Here is a 17,100-nt window from a genome sequence, read left to right as displayed (position 1 = left end):
GGCTATCCCTGGGCCTCCGCCTCGTGATGCTCGTTGCGCACCGATTGCCGCTCTAGCGCTACCTTGAGCATGGCAACCAGCGGATCGGCCAGCAGCAGCCCGATAAGCCCGAACAGCGCGCCCATGATCAGCTGCGCGCCAAGCACCAGTGCCGGGGCCAGATCGGCCGTCTTCTTCGCGATCATCGGCACGATGATGTTGCCGTCGACCGTCTGCACTACGACATAGACGATGATGCAGTAGACCCCCATCTCCCAGCCGCCGGAAAAGCCGACCAGCACCATCAGCAGGCCGGAGATCGGTGCGCCGATGTTGGGGAGGAAAGCCAGCAAGCCGGTCAGCAGACCGAGCAGCCCGGCCATCGGCACCCCGTAAAGCGCCAGCATGATCCAAGTCCCCACCCCTTCCACCGCCATGCCGAGCAGGCGGCCGAACATCAGCATACGCAAGGTCTTGCCCATCTGCGCCGCGGTGACATCGAAGGAATCGCGCTCCTCGCGCGGCAGCATCCAGGCAAAACCGCGGCGATAGAGCTGCGGTTCGGCGGCAAAGTAGATTCCCAGTACCACGATCAGAAAGGCGGTGGTCAGCCCGCCGATCACGCCGCCGACAGCGGAGGTCACCTGCCGCACGCCGCCGATGGCCTGTTCGATCAGGCCCTGGACATTGCTGGTATTGATGCGGAAGCCGTGGCTTTCCAGCCAGGCGGCAGCCTTGAGTGTTTGGGCCTGGACGATGGCTGGCAGTTCCGAAGCCTGGGCGGCGATCTGGCTGCCGGCAAACATCGCCGTCCAGGTCAGGAAGGCAACCGCGCCGAGCAGCACCAACGTCACCCGGATTGCCCGGTTGACCGGAAGGACCCGGCCAAGTAGGCGCGCACCACCATCGATCATGGCGGCAAAAACCATGCCGCCGAAAATGACCAGCAGCGGCTGGGCCAGCACGACGGCCAGCGCCACCAGCCCGACCATGCCGATCCAGACAAAGGCGCGCTTGGCCTCGTGCCGCAGCAAGGGATCGGAGATATCGGTTGGTCCGACCGCCGCCTCATCGGCCGCCACCGGGGCAGGCTTGCGGCTGCGGCGGCCCTTGGCAGGGGAAGTGCTGGCTGTGTCACTCATTGCGGAACCTCCGCGTCACTTGCCTTGCGGTACGTGGACCGGACGCAGGCTGCGCCAGGCGCGATCGCCTCGCAAGGCGCCCCACCAGCTTAGCGGGTTCCAGGTCTCGCTGCCGTTCAGGCTGAAGGTCGTGAATTCGGCGCGGCCGCCGATGTCATAAAGCGGCACGGGACCACCCAGGCCGTTCTCCCAGAGTTCGGCGCGGCTGTCGGCCGAATGGTCGCGATTATCGCCCATCAGGAAGACGTGGCCTTCGGGCACGGTGATCTCGTCCATGTTGTCGAGGCTCTGCTGCATGTGGTCGATCACAATGAAGCTTGCACCATTCGGCAGCGTCTCGCGGTAGGCTGGGATCTCATAGACCACCCGGCCCGAAGGTAGGCGGACGCGGTAGTTCTGGAAATAGGTGTAACAAGAGCCGCCATCGCAGGTCAGTTCCGGATCCTCGGGCAATTGCACCGATGGTTCTACCGCGCGCGGCACCGGTTTGCCGTTGAGGATGATAATCCCGTCCTTCACTGCAATCCGGTCACCCGGGCGGGCGACCACGCGCTTGATCAGATCTTCCTCGCGGTTTGCGGGAACGACGATGACAATATCGCCATAGTCGGGCGTGCCACCAAACAACCGCCAGGTGCCGCGCGGCAGCAAGTGAAAGCTGACCGAGGACCAGTTGAAGCCATAAGGGAATTTCGACACCACCAACCGGTCACCCACCAGCAGGTTGGGCATCATCGAGATCGACGGAATGTAGAACGGCTTGGCAACGAAGCTATGGAAGGCCAGCACGGCCAGCAGCATCAGGCCAAGGCTGCGGATTTCGGCCAGCCAGTTTACCTTGTCGGGCTTCGCGGCAGTGTCCGGGGCAGGATTGGTTTCAGTCATGGGTACCGTCATTTGGGGCGGGCCTCGATGATTACAAAGGCCTGGGCCCAGGGATGGTCGTCAGTAAGGGTCAGATGGACCACGGCTTCATGGCCTTCCGGCGTTATGGCGGCAAGCCGTGCGGCAGCGCCGCCGGTCAGCGCCAGGGTCGGCGCGCCGGAGCGGGCGTTGACTACGCCAATGTCCTTCATAAACACGCCGCGTTTGAATCCGGTGCCGACCGCCTTGGAAAAAGCTTCCTTGGCGGCAAAGCGCTTGGCCAGAGTGCCAGCCTTGGTGAAGGGCCGCGAATTGCCCTTGGCACGCTCAATTTCGGTGAACACGCGCTGCTCAAACCGCTCGCCAAAGCGATTGAGCGAATTCTGGATCCGCTCAATGTTGCAGAGGTCAGAGCCAATGGCGATGATCAACGCGTCGCATCCATCAGTTCGCGCATCCGCCTGACGCTGGCTTCCAGACCGACGAAGACCGCCTCGCCAATCAGGTAGTGGCCGATGTTGAGCTCGGCGATTTGCGGGATCGCAGCAACGGGCTGGACGTTGTCATAGGTCAGGCCATGGCCGGCATGCGGCTCGATCCCGTTTTTCGCGGCGAGCGCCGCCATATCGGCAAGCTTCTTCAATTCCACCGCGCGCGCCTCGCCCTCTGCATGGGCATAATCGCCGGTATGCAGCTCCACCACCGGCGCGCCAAGCCGCATTGCGGCCTCGATCTGGCGTTCGTCCGGGCCGATGAACAGGCTGACACGGATGCCGGCATCGCACAGGCGGCCGACGATCGGGACCAGGCGGTTGTGCTGACCGGCGGCGTCCAGTCCGCCCTCGGTGGTGCGCTCTTCCCGCCGTTCGGGGACGATGCAGGCGGCGTGTGGTTTGTGGCGCAGTGCGATGGCCAGCATCTCGTCGGTGGCGGCCATTTCGAGGTTGAGCGGCAATCCAGTGGCGCCGTGAATCCGGGCAAGGTCATCATCGCGGATATGGCGGCGGTCTTCGCGCAGGTGGACGGTGATGCCGTCACCGCCGCAAGCGGCGACGATCTCTGCCGCCCGTACAGGATCGGGATGATCGCCACCGCGCGCGTTGCGAATGGTCGCAACGTGATCGATGTTCACACCCAGTCGCAGGCGGTCCGGTATCACGGCTTCGCTCGGCTCCCCGGCTTGATTGCCGGTGTCGCTGCCAGTTCGGGCGGCAGCTCATCCGGTGCGTAGGTCGGGAAGTTGATGGCAATCAATGGGAAAAACGGCACGCCCAGATCGACCGAGCCCGCCGAACGGTCGACGAGCGCCGCAGCGGCGATTACCTTACCCCCGGCTGCGCGGATACAGTCCATCGCCTCGCGGCTGGAAAGCCCCGTGGTCACCACGTCCTCGACCAGCAGGACCTTCTCGCCGGGTTCGATGGTGAAACCGCGCCGCACCTCGAAGGTGCCGGTGGGGCGTTCGACAAAGATCGCCTCTACTTCGAGCGCGCGGCCCATTTCGTGGCCAATGATCACCCCGCCCATCGCCGGTGAGACCACCTTTACGATGTCCTTGCGCAGCTCGCGCGGGATTCGCTGGGCCAGGGCAATCGCCAGCCGCGCAGCGCGCGCCGGATCCATCAAAACGCGTGCACATTGCAAGTAATGCGCACTGTGGCGGCCGGAGGAGAGCAGGAAATGCCCCTCCAGCAATGCCTTGCTGGCGCGAAATTCTGCCAGAACCTCTTCATCCTGCATGAAAAATCGATTCCTTGTCCGTTGCTGCCGTTACGGCATTGCCCCAAGTGCCGTGTTGGCCCCGGGCGCGTTCAAAAATATCCCCTAGAGGCGCTTGAGGTGCCCCGCAAGCGCGCGTATAGGCCCCAGCAAATCTGGACTCCCATGGGGGCGGGAGACGGGCTTAGCCCTGCTCTTGCCGGCAAAGAGAAAGCGAAAGTAGCGCTACGATGAAACTGCTTCGAACCGCCCGCATTGCGGGGAATGCGATCAAGGCAATCGGTCTTTCCCTGGCCCTCGCCGCGCTGCCGCAAGCTGCACTGGCGGCGCCGGCTGCCGCTGCACCCGCTGTCGAAGCGGCCGCCAGCCCGGCTGCTGCTCCGGTTGCGGCGGCCCCGACTGCAGCTGCACCTGCAGCGGAAGCTGCTGCTGCTGCGCCGGCAGCTCCGGCGGTCGATCCCAACGATCCGCGCTTCCAGATCGCCCCGGGTGGCTACACCCCGATGGCACCGACCCCGGGCAAGGGCATGCCGGTTGCCGGGGGTATACACCTGCAGGATCAGTATTCGCCGACCGGTGAATATGCCCGCTGGATGCATGATGCCTTCCTGCTGCCGATCATCACCGTGATCTCGCTGTTCGTGCTGGGGCTGCTGCTGTGGGTGATTGCGCGCTACAACAAGCGCGCCAACCCGGTTGCCTCGAAGACCAGCCACAACACCCTGCTCGAAGTGATCTGGACCGGCCTGCCGATCCTGATCCTGGTCGCGATCGCTGTGCCTTCGGTCACTCTGATCGCCAAGCAGTACAAGCCGGCTCCGGCCAAGGCCGTCACGATCAAGGCCACCGGGAACCAGTGGTTCTGGACCTATTCCTACCCGGACAATGGTGGGTTCGAAGTGATCTCCAACATGCTGCCGGAAGAAGAAGCCAAGAAGCGCGGTGAGCCGGGCCACCTGGCGGCTGACTTCCGCATGGTCGTTCCGGCCGGCGAGCCGATCCGCCTGCAGGTGACTGCGGCCGACGTGATCCACGCTTTTGCCGTCCCCTCGCTGTGGTCGAAGCTCGACGCTGTCCCGGGCCGGATCAACGAGAAGGTGCTCTTCATCAAGGAGCCGGGCGTGTACTACGGCCAGTGCTCGGAACTGTGCGGGGCCCGTCACGGCTACATGCCGATCGTCGTCGAAGCGCTGCCCCGTCCGAAGTACAATGCGTGGGTCATGACCCAGGCTGGCGGCAAGATCGATGGTCTGCCTGAAGCTCCGGCTGCTGCTGCGCCGGCTGCCGCCCCCGCCGCTGCTCCTGCTGCAGCGCCTGCCGCCGCTCCGGCTGCTTCGCCGGCCCCGGCCGCCTAAGCCAGAATTAGAAGGACAAGGGTTCGATCATGGCTACTACTGCCGAACACTTCCAGGCCCACGACGAAGGGGCTCACCATGACCATGATCACAAGCCGGGCTTCTTCGCCCGCTGGTTCATGTCGACCAACCACAAGGACATCGGTACGCTGTACCTGATCTTCGCGATCTTCGCGGGGATCATCGGCGGTGCCTTTTCGGGCATGATGCGCCTTGAGCTGGCACAGCCGGGCATCCAGTACCTCGATACCTTTGCCCGCTGGTTCGGGGAGGCCAATCCCAGCTTTGACCAGGCGCTCCACATGTGGAACGTGCTGATCACTGCGCACGGCCTGATCATGGTGTTCTTCATGGTCATGCCGGCAATCATCGGCGGCTTCGGCAACTGGTTTGTGCCGATCATGATCGGCGCGCCGGACATGGCCTTCCCGCGGATGAACAACATCTCGTTCTGGCTGACGGTGGCCGGCTTCTGCTCGCTGCTGCTCTCGGCCTTCGTGCCGGGCGGCACGGGGATCGGCGCCGGGATCGGCTGGACGGCTTACGCGCCGCTCTCGACCTATGGTTCGACCGGACCGTCGGTGGACTTCGCGATCTTCTCGCTCCACCTGGCCGGTGCTGCATCGATCATGGGTGCGATCAACTTCATCACCACCATCTTCAACATGCGCGCGCCGGGCATGACCCTGCACAAGATGCCGCTGTTCGTGTGGTCGGTGCTGGTTACTGCCTTCCTGCTGCTGCTGGCCCTGCCGGTCCTTGCCGCGGCGATCACCATGCTGATCACCGACCGCAACTTCGGCACGACCTTCTTCGATCCGGCTGGCGGCGGTGACCCGGTGCTTTATCAGCACCTGTTCTGGTTCTTCGGCCACCCCGAAGTGTACATCATGATCCTGCCGGGCTTCGGCATCATCAGCCAGATCGTCTCGACCTTCTCGAAGAAGCCGGTGTTCGGCTATCTCGGCATGGCCTATGCCATGGTCGCGATCGGTGTGGTCGGGTTCGTCGTCTGGGCGCACCACATGTACACCACCGGCATGAGCGTGAACACGAAGCTCTACTTCACCCTGGCGACCATGGTGATCGCGGTGCCGACCGGCATCAAGATCTTCAGCTGGATCGCCACGATGTGGGGCGGCAGCATCGAGTTCAAGTCGCCGCTGGTCTGGGCGATGGGCTTCATCTTCCTGTTCACCGTTGGCGGCGTGACCGGCGTGGTCCTGGCCAATGGCGGCGTGGACGACGTGCTGCATGACACTTACTACGTGGTGGCGCACTTCCACTACGTGCTGTCGCTGGGTGCGGTAACCGCGCTCTTTGCCGGGTTCTACTACTGGTTCCCGAAGATGAGCGGCCGGATGCACTCCGAGTTCCTGTCGCACCTGCACTTCTGGGTATTCTTCATCGGCGTCAACACCATCTTCTTCCCGCAGCACTTCCTGGGTCTGCAGGGGATGCCGCGCCGCTATCCGGACTACACCGAAGCCTACGCCTATTGGAACTACGTCTCTTCGATCGGCTACGTCATTATGGCGAGCTCGCTGGTGATCTGGTTCGTCAACATCATCTATGCCTTCACCATGGGCAAGAAGGCGGAAGACAACTACTGGGGCGAAGGTGCCACGACGCTGGAATGGACTCTGTCCAGCCCGCCGCCGTTCCACCAGTTCGAAACCCTGCCGGTCATCGAGGACAAGGGTCACCACTAAGACCCGGTCCGTCCGAACCGACTGGACAGAATCCGCCCCGGCCCGCAAGGTCCGGGGCGTTTTCTTTGGAGCGATAGCGATGCCTGAATTTCGGTTGGTCGATTGCGGTGAAGTGTCCTTGCGCTGTGCAATCGAAGGCCCGGCGCCCGGCACGGCCCCACTGGCGATCATGGTCCATGGTTTTCCGGAAAGCTGGTATTCTTGGCGGAATCAACTTGGGCCAGTCGCAGGGGCTGGCTACACGGCCTGCGCGATCGATGTGCGCGGCTATGGCGGATCGGACAAGCCGCAGCCGGTCGAGGCCTATACGCTCCAGAAGATCGCCGGTGACCTCATCGGCCTGGCCGATGCGCTCGCGCGGGACAGCCGCGTCGTGCTGATCGGACATGACTGGGGCGCGCCGATCGTCTGGAACACGGCCTTCACCAATCCCGAGCGGATCAGCGCAGTGGCCGGGCTGTCCGTACCTTTCGCCGGCGCGCCATTGCGGCCCTTTACCGAGGTGTTCCGAGAACATTTCACCAGCCAGGGTCGGTTCTTCTATCAGGAGTTCTTCCAGGAGCCCGGCGTGGCCGAGGCCGAGGCCGAGGCCGACCCGCGCGATTTCGTGGCGCGAATGATGTACTCGATTTCGGGCGATGTGCCGCCGGGGGACTATTGGTCGAAGCCGCTCGGCGCGACCTTTCTGCAGGGCCTCCCCGATCCGCAGCCGGTGCCCTGGCTGAGCGAGGCGGACCTCGATTACTACGAGGGCGAGTTCAAGGCCTCGGGCTTTCGCGGCCCGCTCAACCGCTATCGCAATCACGAGCGCGACTATGAATGGCTGAAGCCCTGGCAGGGCAAGCCGCTGGAGCAGCCGTGCCTGTTCATCGGCGGCAGTCGCGATCCCGCCACAACGCTGTTCGGTGCCGTGGCCGATCCCGTGGCGATTATGCGGATGTTCGCGCCCAAGGTGGAAGGACACGTGCTGGAAGGCGTCGGCCACTGGACCCAGCAAGAGCGGCCGGAAGAAGTGAACGCCCTGCTCATCGATTGGTTGAAGCGACTCTAAGGCGCGACTATAGGCGCACCCAACCATGACCGCAGCAACCCCAACCGCCCCGGCGCTACCGACCGACTGGCGCGACTTTTTCGCGCTGACCAAGCCGCGCGTGATGACGCTGGTGATCTTCACTGGGCTGTGCGGGCTGCTCGCCGCGCCGGTGCCGGTCAACCCGGTGCTGGGCTTTACGGCCATTCTTTGCATTGCCGTGGGTGCGGGCGGTTCGGCCGCGCTGAACATGTGGTGGGAAGCGGACCTCGATGCGCAGATGAAACGCACCGCCTCGCGGCCCTTGCCGGCTGGGCGGATGCCGCGCGAATCGGCGCGCGATTTCGGGCTGGTGCTGTCATTCTTCTCGGTGCTGATGATGGCGGTCGGGGTGGGATACCTGGCCGCGGCGATCCTTGCCTTCTCGATCTTCTACTATGCCGTGATCTACACCATCTGGCTGAAGCCGCGCACGCCCCAGAACATCGTCATCGGTGGCGGCGCGGGCGCTTTCCCGCCGATGATCGGCTGGGTTGCTGCCACCGGCGATGTCACGCTTATGCCGATCCTGCTGTTCGCGATCATCTTCTTCTGGACCCCGCCTCACTTCTGGGCGCTCGCGCTGTTTGTCGAGATCGATTACGCCAAGGCGGGGATACCGATGATGCCGGTGGTGGCCGGGCGCCATTCGACCCGGCGCCAGATCCTGGTCTATTCGGTGCTGCTGCTGCCGCTGTCCATGTTGCCTTTCTGGATTCCTGGCGGGGCAGGCGTGGTCTATGGCGCTGCGGCGCTGATCCTTTCGACGATCTTTCTGTTGCTGGCGCTGCGCGTCGCCGTGTTTCGCCAAGGGGTGGGGGAAGCCGACATGGGACCTGAGAAGCGGCTGTTCCGCTTTTCCGTGTTCTACCTTTTCGCCCTGTTCGCTGCCCTGGTGGCGGACCGCTGGATAATGGGATGAAGCAAATGCCCCACTTTCCCGAAGACCCCGAAGCTGAACGCAAGCGGATCATCAAGCAGCGCAACCTGATGCTGGGCGGCCTGCTCGGCGCTATGGTCGTGCTGTTCTATTTCATCAGCATCGCGCGGATCGGGGGGTAAGGTCATGGCTGTTCTGAGCCTGCCCAAGGATCCGAACGCCCGCACAGGCGTGCTAGCATTGTTGGGGGCCGCGGCAATGCTGGGTCTCGGCTTCGCCTCGGTGCCGCTGTACCGGATCTTCTGCCAAGTAACCGGCTTTGGCGGCACGACCATGCGCTCGACCGAGGCCGAAGCTTCGGCGGTCAAGATCACCAACAAGCTGATCTCGGTTCGCTTCGATGCCAATGTCGATCGCCTGCTACCGTGGCACTTCATCATGGACCAGACCACGCAGGAACTGCGGATCGGTTCGCGCAAGATGGCCTACTATTCGGCCAAGAACCTGTCGGACCAGCCGATCACCGGAATCGCCTCGTTCAATGTCGAGCCGGAACTGGCGGGCAAGTACTTCCACAAGGTCCAGTGCTTCTGCTTCAACGAGCAGACGCTGCAGCCGGGCCAGTCGGTCAACATGCCGGTGATCTATTACGTCGATCCGAAGATCCTCGACGATCCGGAAACCAAGGACATCGAGCAGATCACGCTCAGCTACACTTTCCACAAGGCAGCGGACCAGCCTGCAAAGACACTGGACCAGCAGCTAGCCGCGCGATAAGGGCGAGGCGAAATCATGCGTCGCGGGCCAGCCCGGGGCGCTTCAGGGGATCAATTGGGAACCACGCACATGGCCGGCACCAAGAACCACGATTACCACATTCTCGAGCCCGATATCCTGCCGTTCCTCGGTTCGGTCTCGGCGCTGACCGCCACCAGCGGCGGCGTGCTGACCATGCATGACATGGCCGCCGGCAAATATGTACTGCTGGTCGGGTTCTTCGGCATCCTGTTCACCATGTTCCAGTGGTGGAGCAAGGTTGTTCGCGAAGCGCATGAAGGCCACCACACGCCCGTCGTGCAGTTGCACCTGCGCTATGGCATGATCACCTTCATCGCTTCGGAAGTGATGTTCTTCGTCGGCTGGTTCTGGGCCTTCTTCGATTTCTCGCTGTTCCCCAGCGATCTGGCCGAAGTGGTCGGAGGACAGTGGCCGCCTAAGGCGATCGAAGCGGTGCTCGATCCGTTCGACCTGCCGCTGCTTAACACGCTGATCCTGCTCTGCTCGGGCACTACGGTGACCTGGGCGCACCATTCGCTGATCCACGGTGACCGCGATGGCCTGAAGAAGGGCCTGTGGGCTACCATTCTGCTCGGCCTGCTGTTCACCTCGATCCAGGCCTATGAATACTCGGCTGCGCCGTTTGCCTTTGGCCAGAACACCTATGGTTCGGCCTTCTACATGGCGACCGGCTTCCACGGCTTCCACGTGCTGATCGGCACGATCTTCCTGATCGTCTGTCTGAAGCGCGCCTACAATGGTGACTTCACCCCCAAGCAGCACTTCGGTTTCGAAGCGGCTGCCTGGTATTGGCACTTCGTTGACGTGGTCTGGCTGTTCCTGTTCGTTGCCATCTACGTGTGGGGCGGCTGGGGTCACCCGATCCACTGATGGAAAACGGCACAAGCCAATCCACGAAAGGGCAGCCCGGCATCCCCGCGGCTGCCCTTTTCGGTCTTTGCCCGCAATGCGGCGCGCGCACGCTGTTTGACGGGCCAGCGCGATTTGCCCCGCGCTGCACATCGTGCGGGCTGGACTATGCGCAGTTCAATGTCGGCGATGGTCCGGCGGCTTTCCTGACCATGATTGTCGGCGCATTGGTGGTCGGCCTGGCGGTCTGGCTGGAATTTGCTGTGCACCCCCCGTTCTGGGTCCACATCGTGCTGTGGGTGCCGCTGGTTGCGGGCCTGACGCTCTTGGGCCTGCGCGTCAGCAAGGCTGCCTTGCTGGTGGCCGAATACCGGCGCAAGGCAATCGAGGCCACTAGCAGCGACCTGCGCCAGCCGTGATGCGCCGTCTGCCGATCATCCCAACTGTACTGGTGCTCGCCGCGGTGGGCGTGATGATTGCGCTCGGCTTCTGGCAGCTTGATCGCCGCGCCCACAAGGAAGCGATGCTGGCGCGCTATGCCACCGCTCAAACCCTGACTGCCGAGGTGTCGTGGCCGATCGATCCGGCGCAGCAGGAAGCGATGCTGTTCCGCCGGACTACGCTTGACTGCCGAGTGGAAGGCAAAGACGCCCCGCTGGCCGGCTATGATCGCAAGGGCACCGTCGGTTGGGCCCATGCCGTGACCTGCGTTCTCCCCGGTGGCGCCCGAGCGGAAGTGGTGCTGGGATGGGCCAAGGACCTTGCCGAACGCCAGTGGCGGGGCGGCACGGTGCGCGGCGTGATCGCGCCAGGTGCTGGCAAATCGATCCGCCTGATCGCCGATCCGCCGCTAGCTGGCCTCGCTGCCAGCGCGCTGCCCGATCCCAAATCGATCCCCAACAACCACTGGTCCTACGCGATCCAGTGGTTCCTGTTCGCCGGGGTGGCGCTGGTGATCTATGCCCTTGCGCTGCGCAAGCGCCTTGCCGCGCGGGGCGACGAGGGCTAACGGCCCCGCTTGATGGACTACATTTCGACCCGTGGCAGCGCGCCCGCGCTGGACTTCGCCGGAGCGACGCTGGCTGGCCTCGCCAATGATGGTGGGCTGTACGTGCCCCGCGAATGGCCCCGCTTCAGCGCGGACGAGATCGCAGCCATGGCCGGGCTGCCCTATGCCGAGCTCGCCGCGCGGGTGATGCAGCCCTTCGTGGGTGACAGCCTCACGCCGGAGCGGCTGCTCGAGCTGACTACCCAGGCTTATGGCCGCTTCGCCCACAAGGCCGTGACACCGCTCAAGCAGCTCGACGAACAGCACTGGCTGCTCGAGCTGTTCCACGGGCCGACCCTGGCTTTCAAGGACGTGGCGCTGCAGCTGCTGGGCCTGCTGTTCGAGGAATTCCTGAGTCGCGGTGGCGACCCGCTGACTATTGTTGGCGCGACCTCGGGCGATACCGGCTCGGCGGCGATCGATGCCGTGGCGGGCCGCGCCCGGGTCGAGATATTCATGCTCCACCCCAAGGGGCGGGTCAGCGAAGTGCAGCGCCGGCAGATGACCACGGTGCTGGCCCCCAACGTCCACAACATTGCGATCGAGGGCACCTTTGACGATGCCCAGGCGATGGTGAAGCGGATGTTCAACGATGCGGCGATGACCGATCGTTTTGCGATCGGCGCGGTCAATTCGATCAACTGGGCGCGGCTGATGGCGCAGGTGGTCTATTACTTCGCCGCCGCGCTCCAGCTCGGCGCGCCGCACCGCAAGGTCGCCTTTGCCGTGCCGACTGGCAACTTTGGCGATGTCTTTGCCGGTTATGTCGCGGCGCAGATGGGCCTGCCCATCGAGCGGCTGATTGTTGCTACCAATGTCAACGACATCCTCCACCGCGCGCTGACCACGGGTGACTATTCTGCAGGGACAGTCACGCCAACGGCAGCGCCCTCGATGGACATCCAGGTCTCGTCCAATTTTGAACGCCTCCTGTTTGACCTCGGTGGGCGTGACGGCAAGTCGCTCGCAGCGCAGATGGCCGGGTTCGAGGCAACCAAGGCGATGCAGCTGACCAATGCGCAGCGCGAAGGGGCGGCGGCCCTGTTCACGAGTGCCCGCGCCGATGCCGATGATATGGCCCGCGCCTTGCGCTGGGCCTGGGACGCAGCCGGGGAACTGCTCGATCCGCATACGGCAATCGGCCTCCATGCGGCGCAGGTCGCAGGGATCGATCCTGCGGTGCCAGTCCTTACACTGGCGACGGCGCATCCAGCAAAGTTTCGTGAGGCGGTCGAACGCGCGACCGGTCACCGCCCGACGCTCCCAGCGCGGATCGGTGACCTGTTCGAGCGTGAGGAGCGACTCGTCGAGCTGCCGGGTGACTATGCGGCGATTGCAGAATACGTCGCCGCCCGCGCGGTGCCGCGTGGCTGAGCTGCTAAATGGCTGAGCTTATCGAGGCGCCGGTCGTGATGACCGGGGCGGGCTGGCCGGACTATGGCCTGCTCGACAGCGGTCACGGTCGCAAGCTTGAGAGCTATGGCCCCTACCGGTTCGTCCGGCCCGAACCGCAGGCGCTGTGGCGGCCGCGGCTGGAGCGTTGGGCGTCGGACGCGGAGTTCGTGCCGGCCTCCGATGACGATGGCGGCGGGCGCTGGTCCTATGCCAATCCGGTCCCGCGCGAAGGCTGGCCGCTGGCGCGCGGCGCGGTCAGATTCACCGCGCAGTGCACCCCGTTCCGCCACCTCGGCTTCTTCCCCGACATGGCCCCGGTGTGGGACTGGATGGGCGAGCAGCTGGCCGGGCGAACTGACGCCCAGACGATGAACCTCTTCGGCTATACAGGGGTCGGCACGCTCTCGCTGGCGCAATACGGTCCGGTCACTCACGTTGATGCCAGCAAGAAGTCGGTCGCCCAGGCGCGCGAGAATGCGGCGCTTTCGGGCATGACCGAGCGGCCGATCCGCTGGATCATTGACGATGCCGCCAAGTTTGCCGCGCGCGAGGTGCGCCGGGGCAAGCGTTATGACGGGATCATTCTCGATCCGCCCAAGTTCGGGCGTGGGCCAGAGGGTGAGGTCTGGCGGCTGGAAGAGCATCTTGCACCGCTGGTCGGCGATTGCCGGCTGCTGCTGGATGCCGACAGCCGGTTCCTGTTCCTGACGGTCTATGCCGTACGGATGAGCAGTCTGGCTCTGGCTGGCCTGCTGGATGAAGTCTTTGCCGACCTGCCTGGCAAGATCGAGCATGGCGACCTGGCGGTGCGAGAGACGGGCGAAGACGGACGCCTTTTGCCGACCGCGATCTTCGCGCGCTGGTCAAATAACGGCTAAGGCGGCGCCCATGGCCGATTCGCTGATCCTGGAAGTTGCCGATTTCGAGCATGATGTCCTGACCGGCATCTACTCTGAAGAAACCGGCCGCCCGCAACCGCTGCGCTTCACCATTCAGGTAAAGCTCAAGGTGGCGGATCGTTACGCGCCCGAAACGCCGCTTTCTGCCAGCAAGAACTACATGGACCTTAAGTTCGCCGCCTCCGAGGCGCTGCCCAAGGGCGCGCACTTCACCCTGATCGAGGCCGTGGCCGATCATATCTGCGACACGCTGTTTGTGCAGGATGAGCGGGTCGAGGCGGTCACCGTCAAGATCGTCAAGCTGGCGATCAGCGAGGCGGGCGAGAAGATCGGCATCACTCTGACCCGCGAGCGGCGCTGATGGAACTGGTGCGGATCGCAGGCCTGCCGGACGATCCGCTGGAGGCTGCGGCCGCGTTTCACGTTGAACAGGTTGCTCCAGTCCGCGCGGCCACCACTGATCTGCTGCTGGTCTTTCCGGCTGCCGATCATACCCATCGCGGCTGGCGGCTGGCAGCCGTGCAGATGCTGGCGCGGGCCAAGGCGCCGCTGCGCGTCAACGCCGTTGCGGGCGGCAGCGAGGCGTCGGTTGCCGCCGCGGCTGAATATCTCGCCCGCGCACCGGGGCTGACCGGCCAGTTGATTTCGCTAGATGACGCCGGGGCCGGGGCGGTGATAGCATCGTCCTCATGACCCTGGTTGATCAATTCCAGCGCCGGATCTCCTACCTGCGCCTCTCGGTGACGGACCGCTGCGACCTGCGCTGCGCCTATTGCATGCCCGAACGGCAGACCTTCCTGCCCCGCAAGGACGTGTTGAGCCTGGAAGAGCTGCACAAGCTGGCGCTGGGTTTCATCGCGCGCGGTATCACCAAGCTGCGGCTGACCGGCGGTGAACCGCTGGTGCGGCGCGACATGATCGAGCTGGTCCAGGCGATTGGGCGCAAGCTGGGTGACGGTCTCGACGAGCTGACCCTGACCACCAACGGCACGCGGCTGGCCGAATTTGCCGACCCCCTGTTCGCCGCTGGTATGCGCCGCGTGAACGTCTCGCTCGACACCTTGGACCGGCAGGGCTTTGCCCGGCTCGCCCGGCGCGACAGCCTGCCGCAAGTGCTCGAAGGCATCGCGGCAGCGCAGGCGGCCGGGCTCAAGGTCAAGCTCAATACCGTGGCGCTGAAGGGCACCAACGAGAACGAGATCCCGGCCCTGATCGAATGGGCCCACGCGCGCGGGCTGGAACTCACACTGATCGAGGTGATGCCGCTGGGCGAGGTTGAGGAAGACCGATTTGACCAGCATCTCTCGCTTGGCGAAGTGCGCGCCGCGCTGGAGCAACGCTGGACCCTGACGCCCAGCGAGCACCGCACCGGCGGCCCGGCGCGCTATTTCGATGTTGCGGAAACGGGCGGGCGGATCGGCCTGATCACGCCGCTGACCAATAACTTCTGCGAAGGCTGCAACCGCGTGCGGGTAACGGCCACCGGCCAGCTCTATCCGTGCCTCGGCGGGGGCGAGCGGGTCGACCTGCGGGCCGCGCTGCGCTCCGAAGATCCCGATGCGGCGCTGGTGGAGGCGCTGGACGTGGCGATGAAGATCAAACCGCTGCGCCACAACTTCCGGATCGACGCGCATGGCCAGGCCCCGGCCCTGCCGCGCCATATGTCGATGACCGGGGGCTGATTTGGCCAAGCTGGTATTCCTGGGCCGGCTGGCTGACCTGGCCGGCGCAGCAGAGTGCGAGGTTGCGCCCGGGACGCTCGAAGCGATCCTGGCCGGCCTGCCGGTCGAATTGGCTGTCGCATTGCTCGACGAAAAGGTCCGGATCGCCCGCAACGGCGAGCTGCTGATCAATCCGGGCAGCATCATGGTCGCGGCGGGTGACGAGATTGCTTTCCTGCCGCCCGTCAGCGGGGGCTGAGCCAATGCTCGACGTGCGTCTGCTGACCGAGCCGTTCATTCCCGGGGTCTTCATCGGTCCCTTTACCAATGCCCATCCCGGGCTGGGCGGGGTCTGCACCTTCGTGGGCGAAGTGCGCGGCGGTGGCGGGGTCGAGGCGCTGGAGCTCTCGCACTACGAACCGCTGACCCTGCCGGGGATGCGGGCGCTGGCGCAAACGGCGTCGAGCCGATTCGGCCTGATGGGGATGCTGATGCTCCACCGGGTCGGCACGATGTATCCCGGTGAGCCGATCGTCTGTGTTTCCGCCGCAGCCGAACACCGGCGCGCGGCCATCGACGCGGTCGACTTCGCGATGGACCACCTCAAGAGCGATTCGTGGTTCTGGAAGCGCGAATTGCGCGGTGGGGTCTGGAACTGGATCGAACCGCGCGATCAGGATCACGCGGACCTGCGCCGCTGGGGTTAGGGTGCGAGCTGCGCCTGCAGACCGGCGATAACCTTGTCCTGGGTGGCAACGATGGCACCCGCAGCCTCGCGTGCGGCCTTGGCCTCGCTGGCCGGTTCACCCTCGATTCGGCTGGCCGCGTAGATCGCGTCGATATCGGCCAGCGCCACCATGCCTTCACTGCGCGCTGTATCGAGGTCAGCGAGCGCGACCATGGCCACGGACCAGGCTTCACTCGCCTTGGCGGCTCCGGCTGCCGCGCCGACAATCTGGCGGACCCGCCCTTCGCGGGCCTGGAACTTGGCGTCGGCCGCACGGACGCGGTCCAGCAGCGAATCGATCTGCCGGGCGACCGCCGGATCGACCGGTGCCGGGGCGGGCGGTGGGGGCGGCGGAGTGAATGTTCCCGTCACCCGTTCGATCGGCCGCCGCGCCAGCGAAGGGTATTCACCCGGCGTCGAAGCGCAGGCACTCAGCAGGAATGCAAGGGTCAGGCTGGCGGGCAGGCGATTCATTGCCCGTGCCATAGCACGCCCGGCGATCTGCGCCAGCGGCCAAGAATCCATGGCCCGGTTGGTTGACAGCGCGGGGACCTTGCACTAGTGGCGCACCTTCTTGTGGCCCCCCGCACCCGCGGGGCGGTTGCTATGCTTTATATACGGAATAGGTCACATGTTCGCTGTAGTGCGCACTGGCGGCAAGCAATACCGGGTTGCCGCCGGAGACAAGATCGCGGTTGAGAAGCTGGCTGGTGAAGCCGGTGAAACCATCACGCTGGGTGATGTCCTGCTGGCTGGTGATGGCGGCGAAGTGAAGGATGCCAAGGGCGTCGTCGTTTCGGCTGAAATCATCGCTCAGGCGAAGAGCGAGAAGGTGATCGTTTTCAAGAAGCGTCGCCGGCACAACTATCGCCGCAAGAACGGCCACCGCCAGCAGATGACCCTGCTGCGCATCGTGTCGGTCGGTGGCGAAGCCCCGGCTAAGAAGGCTGCCAAGAAGGCCGCCCCCAAGGCCGAAGCGGCCGCTGAATAAGAATCCGGAGTA

The 17,100-nt window shown here is 64.5% G+C and carries 23 protein-coding genes; 17 read left to right on the top strand and 6 right to left on the bottom strand.

The window, feature by feature from the left end; translation table 11 throughout:
• Positions 1-2: 2 nt before the first annotated feature.
• Genes FRF71_RS02490 through pyrE form a run of 5 tightly spaced genes read right to left on the bottom strand, consistent with a single transcriptional unit; the run spans position 3 to position 3,725 of the window.
• Positions 3-1,121, bottom strand: a complete 1,119-nt coding sequence (locus tag FRF71_RS02490) for an AI-2E family transporter (RefSeq protein WP_147089076.1) — start codon at positions 1,119-1,121, stop codon at positions 3-5.
• 15 nt (positions 1,122-1,136) lie between these two features.
• Positions 1,137-2,006: a signal peptidase I gene (gene lepB / locus FRF71_RS02485; protein ID WP_147089075.1), complete on the bottom strand. Its 870-nt coding sequence runs from the start codon at positions 2,004-2,006 to the stop codon at positions 1,137-1,139.
• Between the two features lie 8 nt (positions 2,007-2,014).
• The gene (gene acpS, locus FRF71_RS02480) at positions 2,015-2,416 is read right to left on the bottom strand and encodes a holo-ACP synthase (RefSeq protein WP_147089074.1); all 402 of its coding nucleotides are present in this window, start codon (positions 2,414-2,416) and stop codon (positions 2,015-2,017) included.
• Positions 2,413-3,144, bottom strand: coding sequence for a pyridoxine 5'-phosphate synthase (locus FRF71_RS02475; RefSeq protein ID WP_147089073.1), 732 nt, complete (start codon positions 3,142-3,144; stop codon positions 2,413-2,415). The genes acpS and FRF71_RS02475 overlap by 4 nt, the downstream gene beginning before the upstream one ends.
• Positions 3,141-3,725, bottom strand: a complete 585-nt coding sequence (gene pyrE, locus FRF71_RS02470; protein ID WP_147089072.1) for an orotate phosphoribosyltransferase — start codon at positions 3,723-3,725, stop codon at positions 3,141-3,143. The genes FRF71_RS02475 and pyrE overlap by 4 nt, the downstream gene beginning before the upstream one ends.
• A 209-nt stretch (positions 3,726-3,934) precedes the next feature.
• Here pyrE and coxB point away from each other — a divergent pair, with 209 nt between their 5' ends.
• The 16 genes from coxB (at position 3,935) to FRF71_RS02395 (ending at position 16,077) form a co-directional block, all read left to right on the top strand.
• On the top strand, positions 3,935-5,059 hold the full coding sequence (gene coxB / locus FRF71_RS02465; RefSeq protein WP_147089071.1) for a cytochrome c oxidase subunit II: 1,125 nt from the start codon (positions 3,935-3,937) through the stop codon (positions 5,057-5,059).
• Positions 5,060-5,088: 29 nt separating this feature from the next.
• Positions 5,089-6,771, top strand: coding sequence for a cytochrome c oxidase subunit I (gene ctaD, locus FRF71_RS02460; RefSeq protein WP_147089070.1), 1,683 nt, complete (start codon positions 5,089-5,091; stop codon positions 6,769-6,771).
• A 79-nt stretch (positions 6,772-6,850) separates the two neighbouring features.
• Positions 6,851-7,822 carry an alpha/beta fold hydrolase gene (locus tag FRF71_RS02455; protein WP_147089069.1) on the top strand — a complete coding sequence of 324 codons (972 nt, stop codon included), beginning with the start codon at positions 6,851-6,853 and terminating at the stop codon, positions 7,820-7,822.
• Positions 7,823-7,847: 25 nt separating this feature from the next.
• Complete coding sequence (locus FRF71_RS02450) at positions 7,848-8,762, top strand: heme o synthase (RefSeq protein ID WP_147089068.1); 915 nt, start codon at positions 7,848-7,850, stop codon at positions 8,760-8,762.
• 5 nt (positions 8,763-8,767) lie between these two features.
• Positions 8,768-8,902 carry a hypothetical protein gene (locus FRF71_RS15680; RefSeq protein WP_272949952.1) on the top strand — a complete coding sequence of 45 codons (135 nt, stop codon included), beginning with the start codon at positions 8,768-8,770 and terminating at the stop codon, positions 8,900-8,902.
• 4 nt (positions 8,903-8,906) lie between these two features.
• Positions 8,907-9,497: a cytochrome c oxidase assembly protein gene (locus FRF71_RS02445; protein ID WP_147089067.1), complete on the top strand. Its 591-nt coding sequence runs from the start codon at positions 8,907-8,909 to the stop codon at positions 9,495-9,497.
• A 69-nt stretch (positions 9,498-9,566) separates the two neighbouring features.
• Positions 9,567-10,388 carry a cytochrome c oxidase subunit 3 gene (locus tag FRF71_RS02440; protein ID WP_147089066.1) on the top strand — a complete coding sequence of 274 codons (822 nt, stop codon included), beginning with the start codon at positions 9,567-9,569 and terminating at the stop codon, positions 10,386-10,388.
• Entirely contained in the window at positions 10,388-10,786 is a 399-nt protein-coding gene (locus FRF71_RS02435) for a DUF983 domain-containing protein (RefSeq protein WP_147089065.1), read from the top strand. The genes FRF71_RS02440 and FRF71_RS02435 overlap by 1 nt, the downstream gene beginning before the upstream one ends.
• Positions 10,786-11,376 (top strand): SURF1 family protein, encoded by a 591-nt coding sequence (locus FRF71_RS02430; RefSeq protein WP_147091493.1) that lies wholly within the window; start codon positions 10,786-10,788, stop codon positions 11,374-11,376. Before FRF71_RS02435 ends, FRF71_RS02430 begins: the two co-directional genes overlap by 1 nt.
• Positions 11,377-11,388: 12 nt before the next feature.
• The gene (thrC, locus tag FRF71_RS02425; RefSeq protein WP_147089064.1) at positions 11,389-12,789 is read left to right on the top strand and encodes a threonine synthase; all 1,401 of its coding nucleotides are present in this window, start codon (positions 11,389-11,391) and stop codon (positions 12,787-12,789) included.
• A gap of 8 nt (positions 12,790-12,797) precedes the next feature.
• Positions 12,798-13,688 carry a class I SAM-dependent methyltransferase gene (locus tag FRF71_RS02420; RefSeq protein ID WP_147089063.1) on the top strand — a complete coding sequence of 297 codons (891 nt, stop codon included), beginning with the start codon at positions 12,798-12,800 and terminating at the stop codon, positions 13,686-13,688.
• A 10-nt stretch (positions 13,689-13,698) separates the two neighbouring features.
• The gene (locus tag FRF71_RS02415) at positions 13,699-14,070 is read left to right on the top strand and encodes a dihydroneopterin aldolase (RefSeq protein WP_147089062.1); all 372 of its coding nucleotides are present in this window, start codon (positions 13,699-13,701) and stop codon (positions 14,068-14,070) included.
• Positions 14,070-14,402 carry a Rossmann fold domain-containing protein gene (locus FRF71_RS02410; protein ID WP_238339376.1) on the top strand — a complete coding sequence of 111 codons (333 nt, stop codon included), beginning with the start codon at positions 14,070-14,072 and terminating at the stop codon, positions 14,400-14,402. The genes FRF71_RS02415 and FRF71_RS02410 overlap by 1 nt, the downstream gene beginning before the upstream one ends.
• A complete protein-coding gene (gene moaA, locus FRF71_RS02405; RefSeq protein WP_147089060.1) occupies positions 14,399-15,391 on the top strand; it encodes a GTP 3',8-cyclase MoaA in 993 nt (330 codons plus the stop codon). Before FRF71_RS02410 ends, moaA begins: the two co-directional genes overlap by 4 nt.
• 1 nt (position 15,392) lies before the next feature.
• Complete coding sequence (locus FRF71_RS02400) at positions 15,393-15,629, top strand: MoaD/ThiS family protein (protein ID WP_147089059.1); 237 nt, start codon at positions 15,393-15,395, stop codon at positions 15,627-15,629.
• 4 nt (positions 15,630-15,633) lie between these two features.
• Positions 15,634-16,077, top strand: coding sequence for a molybdenum cofactor biosynthesis protein MoaE (locus FRF71_RS02395; protein ID WP_147089058.1), 444 nt, complete (start codon positions 15,634-15,636; stop codon positions 16,075-16,077).
• On the opposite strand, the gene FRF71_RS02390 is transcribed toward FRF71_RS02395, so the two are convergent.
• Complete coding sequence (locus tag FRF71_RS02390; RefSeq protein WP_147089057.1) at positions 16,074-16,571, bottom strand: hypothetical protein; 498 nt, start codon at positions 16,569-16,571, stop codon at positions 16,074-16,076. The genes FRF71_RS02395 and FRF71_RS02390 overlap by 4 nt on opposite strands.
• 157 nt (positions 16,572-16,728) lie before the next feature.
• Here FRF71_RS02390 and rplU point away from each other — a divergent pair, with 157 nt between their 5' ends.
• On the top strand, positions 16,729-17,088 hold the full coding sequence (gene rplU / locus FRF71_RS02385) for a 50S ribosomal protein L21 (RefSeq protein WP_147089056.1): 360 nt from the start codon (positions 16,729-16,731) through the stop codon (positions 17,086-17,088).
• Positions 17,089-17,100 lie beyond the last annotated feature (12 nt).

The sequence above is a fragment of the Novosphingobium ginsenosidimutans genome (assembly GCF_007954425.1).
In the GTDB taxonomy this organism is placed as follows: domain Bacteria; phylum Pseudomonadota; class Alphaproteobacteria; order Sphingomonadales; family Sphingomonadaceae; genus Novosphingobium; species Novosphingobium ginsenosidimutans.
The sequence above is the reverse complement of the archived record's forward strand: the minus strand, read 5'-3'. Positions and strand labels throughout refer to the sequence as shown.

Coding starts and splice junctions, on each gene's coding strand:
- FRF71_RS02490 (WP_147089076.1), bottom strand. CDS start 1,121: ATGAGTGACACAGCCAGCACTTCCCCTGCCAAGGGCCGCCGCAGCCGC.
- ctaD (WP_147089070.1), top strand. CDS start 5,089: ATGGCTACTACTGCCGAACACTTCCAGGCCCACGACGAAGGGGCTCAC.
- FRF71_RS02430 (WP_147091493.1), top strand. CDS start 10,786: ATGCGCCGTCTGCCGATCATCCCAACTGTACTGGTGCTCGCCGCGGTG.
- coxB (WP_147089071.1), top strand. CDS start 3,935: ATGAAACTGCTTCGAACCGCCCGCATTGCGGGGAATGCGATCAAGGCA.
- FRF71_RS02410 (WP_238339376.1), top strand. CDS start 14,070: ATGGAACTGGTGCGGATCGCAGGCCTGCCGGACGATCCGCTGGAGGCT.
- FRF71_RS02395 (WP_147089058.1), top strand. CDS start 15,634: ATGCTCGACGTGCGTCTGCTGACCGAGCCGTTCATTCCCGGGGTCTTC.
- FRF71_RS02455 (WP_147089069.1), top strand. CDS start 6,851: ATGCCTGAATTTCGGTTGGTCGATTGCGGTGAAGTGTCCTTGCGCTGT.
- moaA (WP_147089060.1), top strand. CDS start 14,399: ATGACCCTGGTTGATCAATTCCAGCGCCGGATCTCCTACCTGCGCCTC.
- FRF71_RS02435 (WP_147089065.1), top strand. CDS start 10,388: ATGGAAAACGGCACAAGCCAATCCACGAAAGGGCAGCCCGGCATCCCC.
- FRF71_RS02390 (WP_147089057.1), bottom strand. CDS start 16,571: ATGAATCGCCTGCCCGCCAGCCTGACCCTTGCATTCCTGCTGAGTGCC.
- lepB (WP_147089075.1), bottom strand. CDS start 2,006: ATGACTGAAACCAATCCTGCCCCGGACACTGCCGCGAAGCCCGACAAG.
- FRF71_RS15680 (WP_272949952.1), top strand. CDS start 8,768: ATGCCCCACTTTCCCGAAGACCCCGAAGCTGAACGCAAGCGGATCATC.
- rplU (WP_147089056.1), top strand. CDS start 16,729: ATGTTCGCTGTAGTGCGCACTGGCGGCAAGCAATACCGGGTTGCCGCC.
- FRF71_RS02445 (WP_147089067.1), top strand. CDS start 8,907: ATGGCTGTTCTGAGCCTGCCCAAGGATCCGAACGCCCGCACAGGCGTG.
- FRF71_RS02440 (WP_147089066.1), top strand. CDS start 9,567: ATGGCCGGCACCAAGAACCACGATTACCACATTCTCGAGCCCGATATC.
- FRF71_RS02450 (WP_147089068.1), top strand. CDS start 7,848: ATGACCGCAGCAACCCCAACCGCCCCGGCGCTACCGACCGACTGGCGC.
- pyrE (WP_147089072.1), bottom strand. CDS start 3,725: ATGCAGGATGAAGAGGTTCTGGCAGAATTTCGCGCCAGCAAGGCATTG.
- FRF71_RS02415 (WP_147089062.1), top strand. CDS start 13,699: ATGGCCGATTCGCTGATCCTGGAAGTTGCCGATTTCGAGCATGATGTC.
- thrC (WP_147089064.1), top strand. CDS start 11,389: ATGGACTACATTTCGACCCGTGGCAGCGCGCCCGCGCTGGACTTCGCC.
- FRF71_RS02420 (WP_147089063.1), top strand. CDS start 12,798: ATGGCTGAGCTTATCGAGGCGCCGGTCGTGATGACCGGGGCGGGCTGG.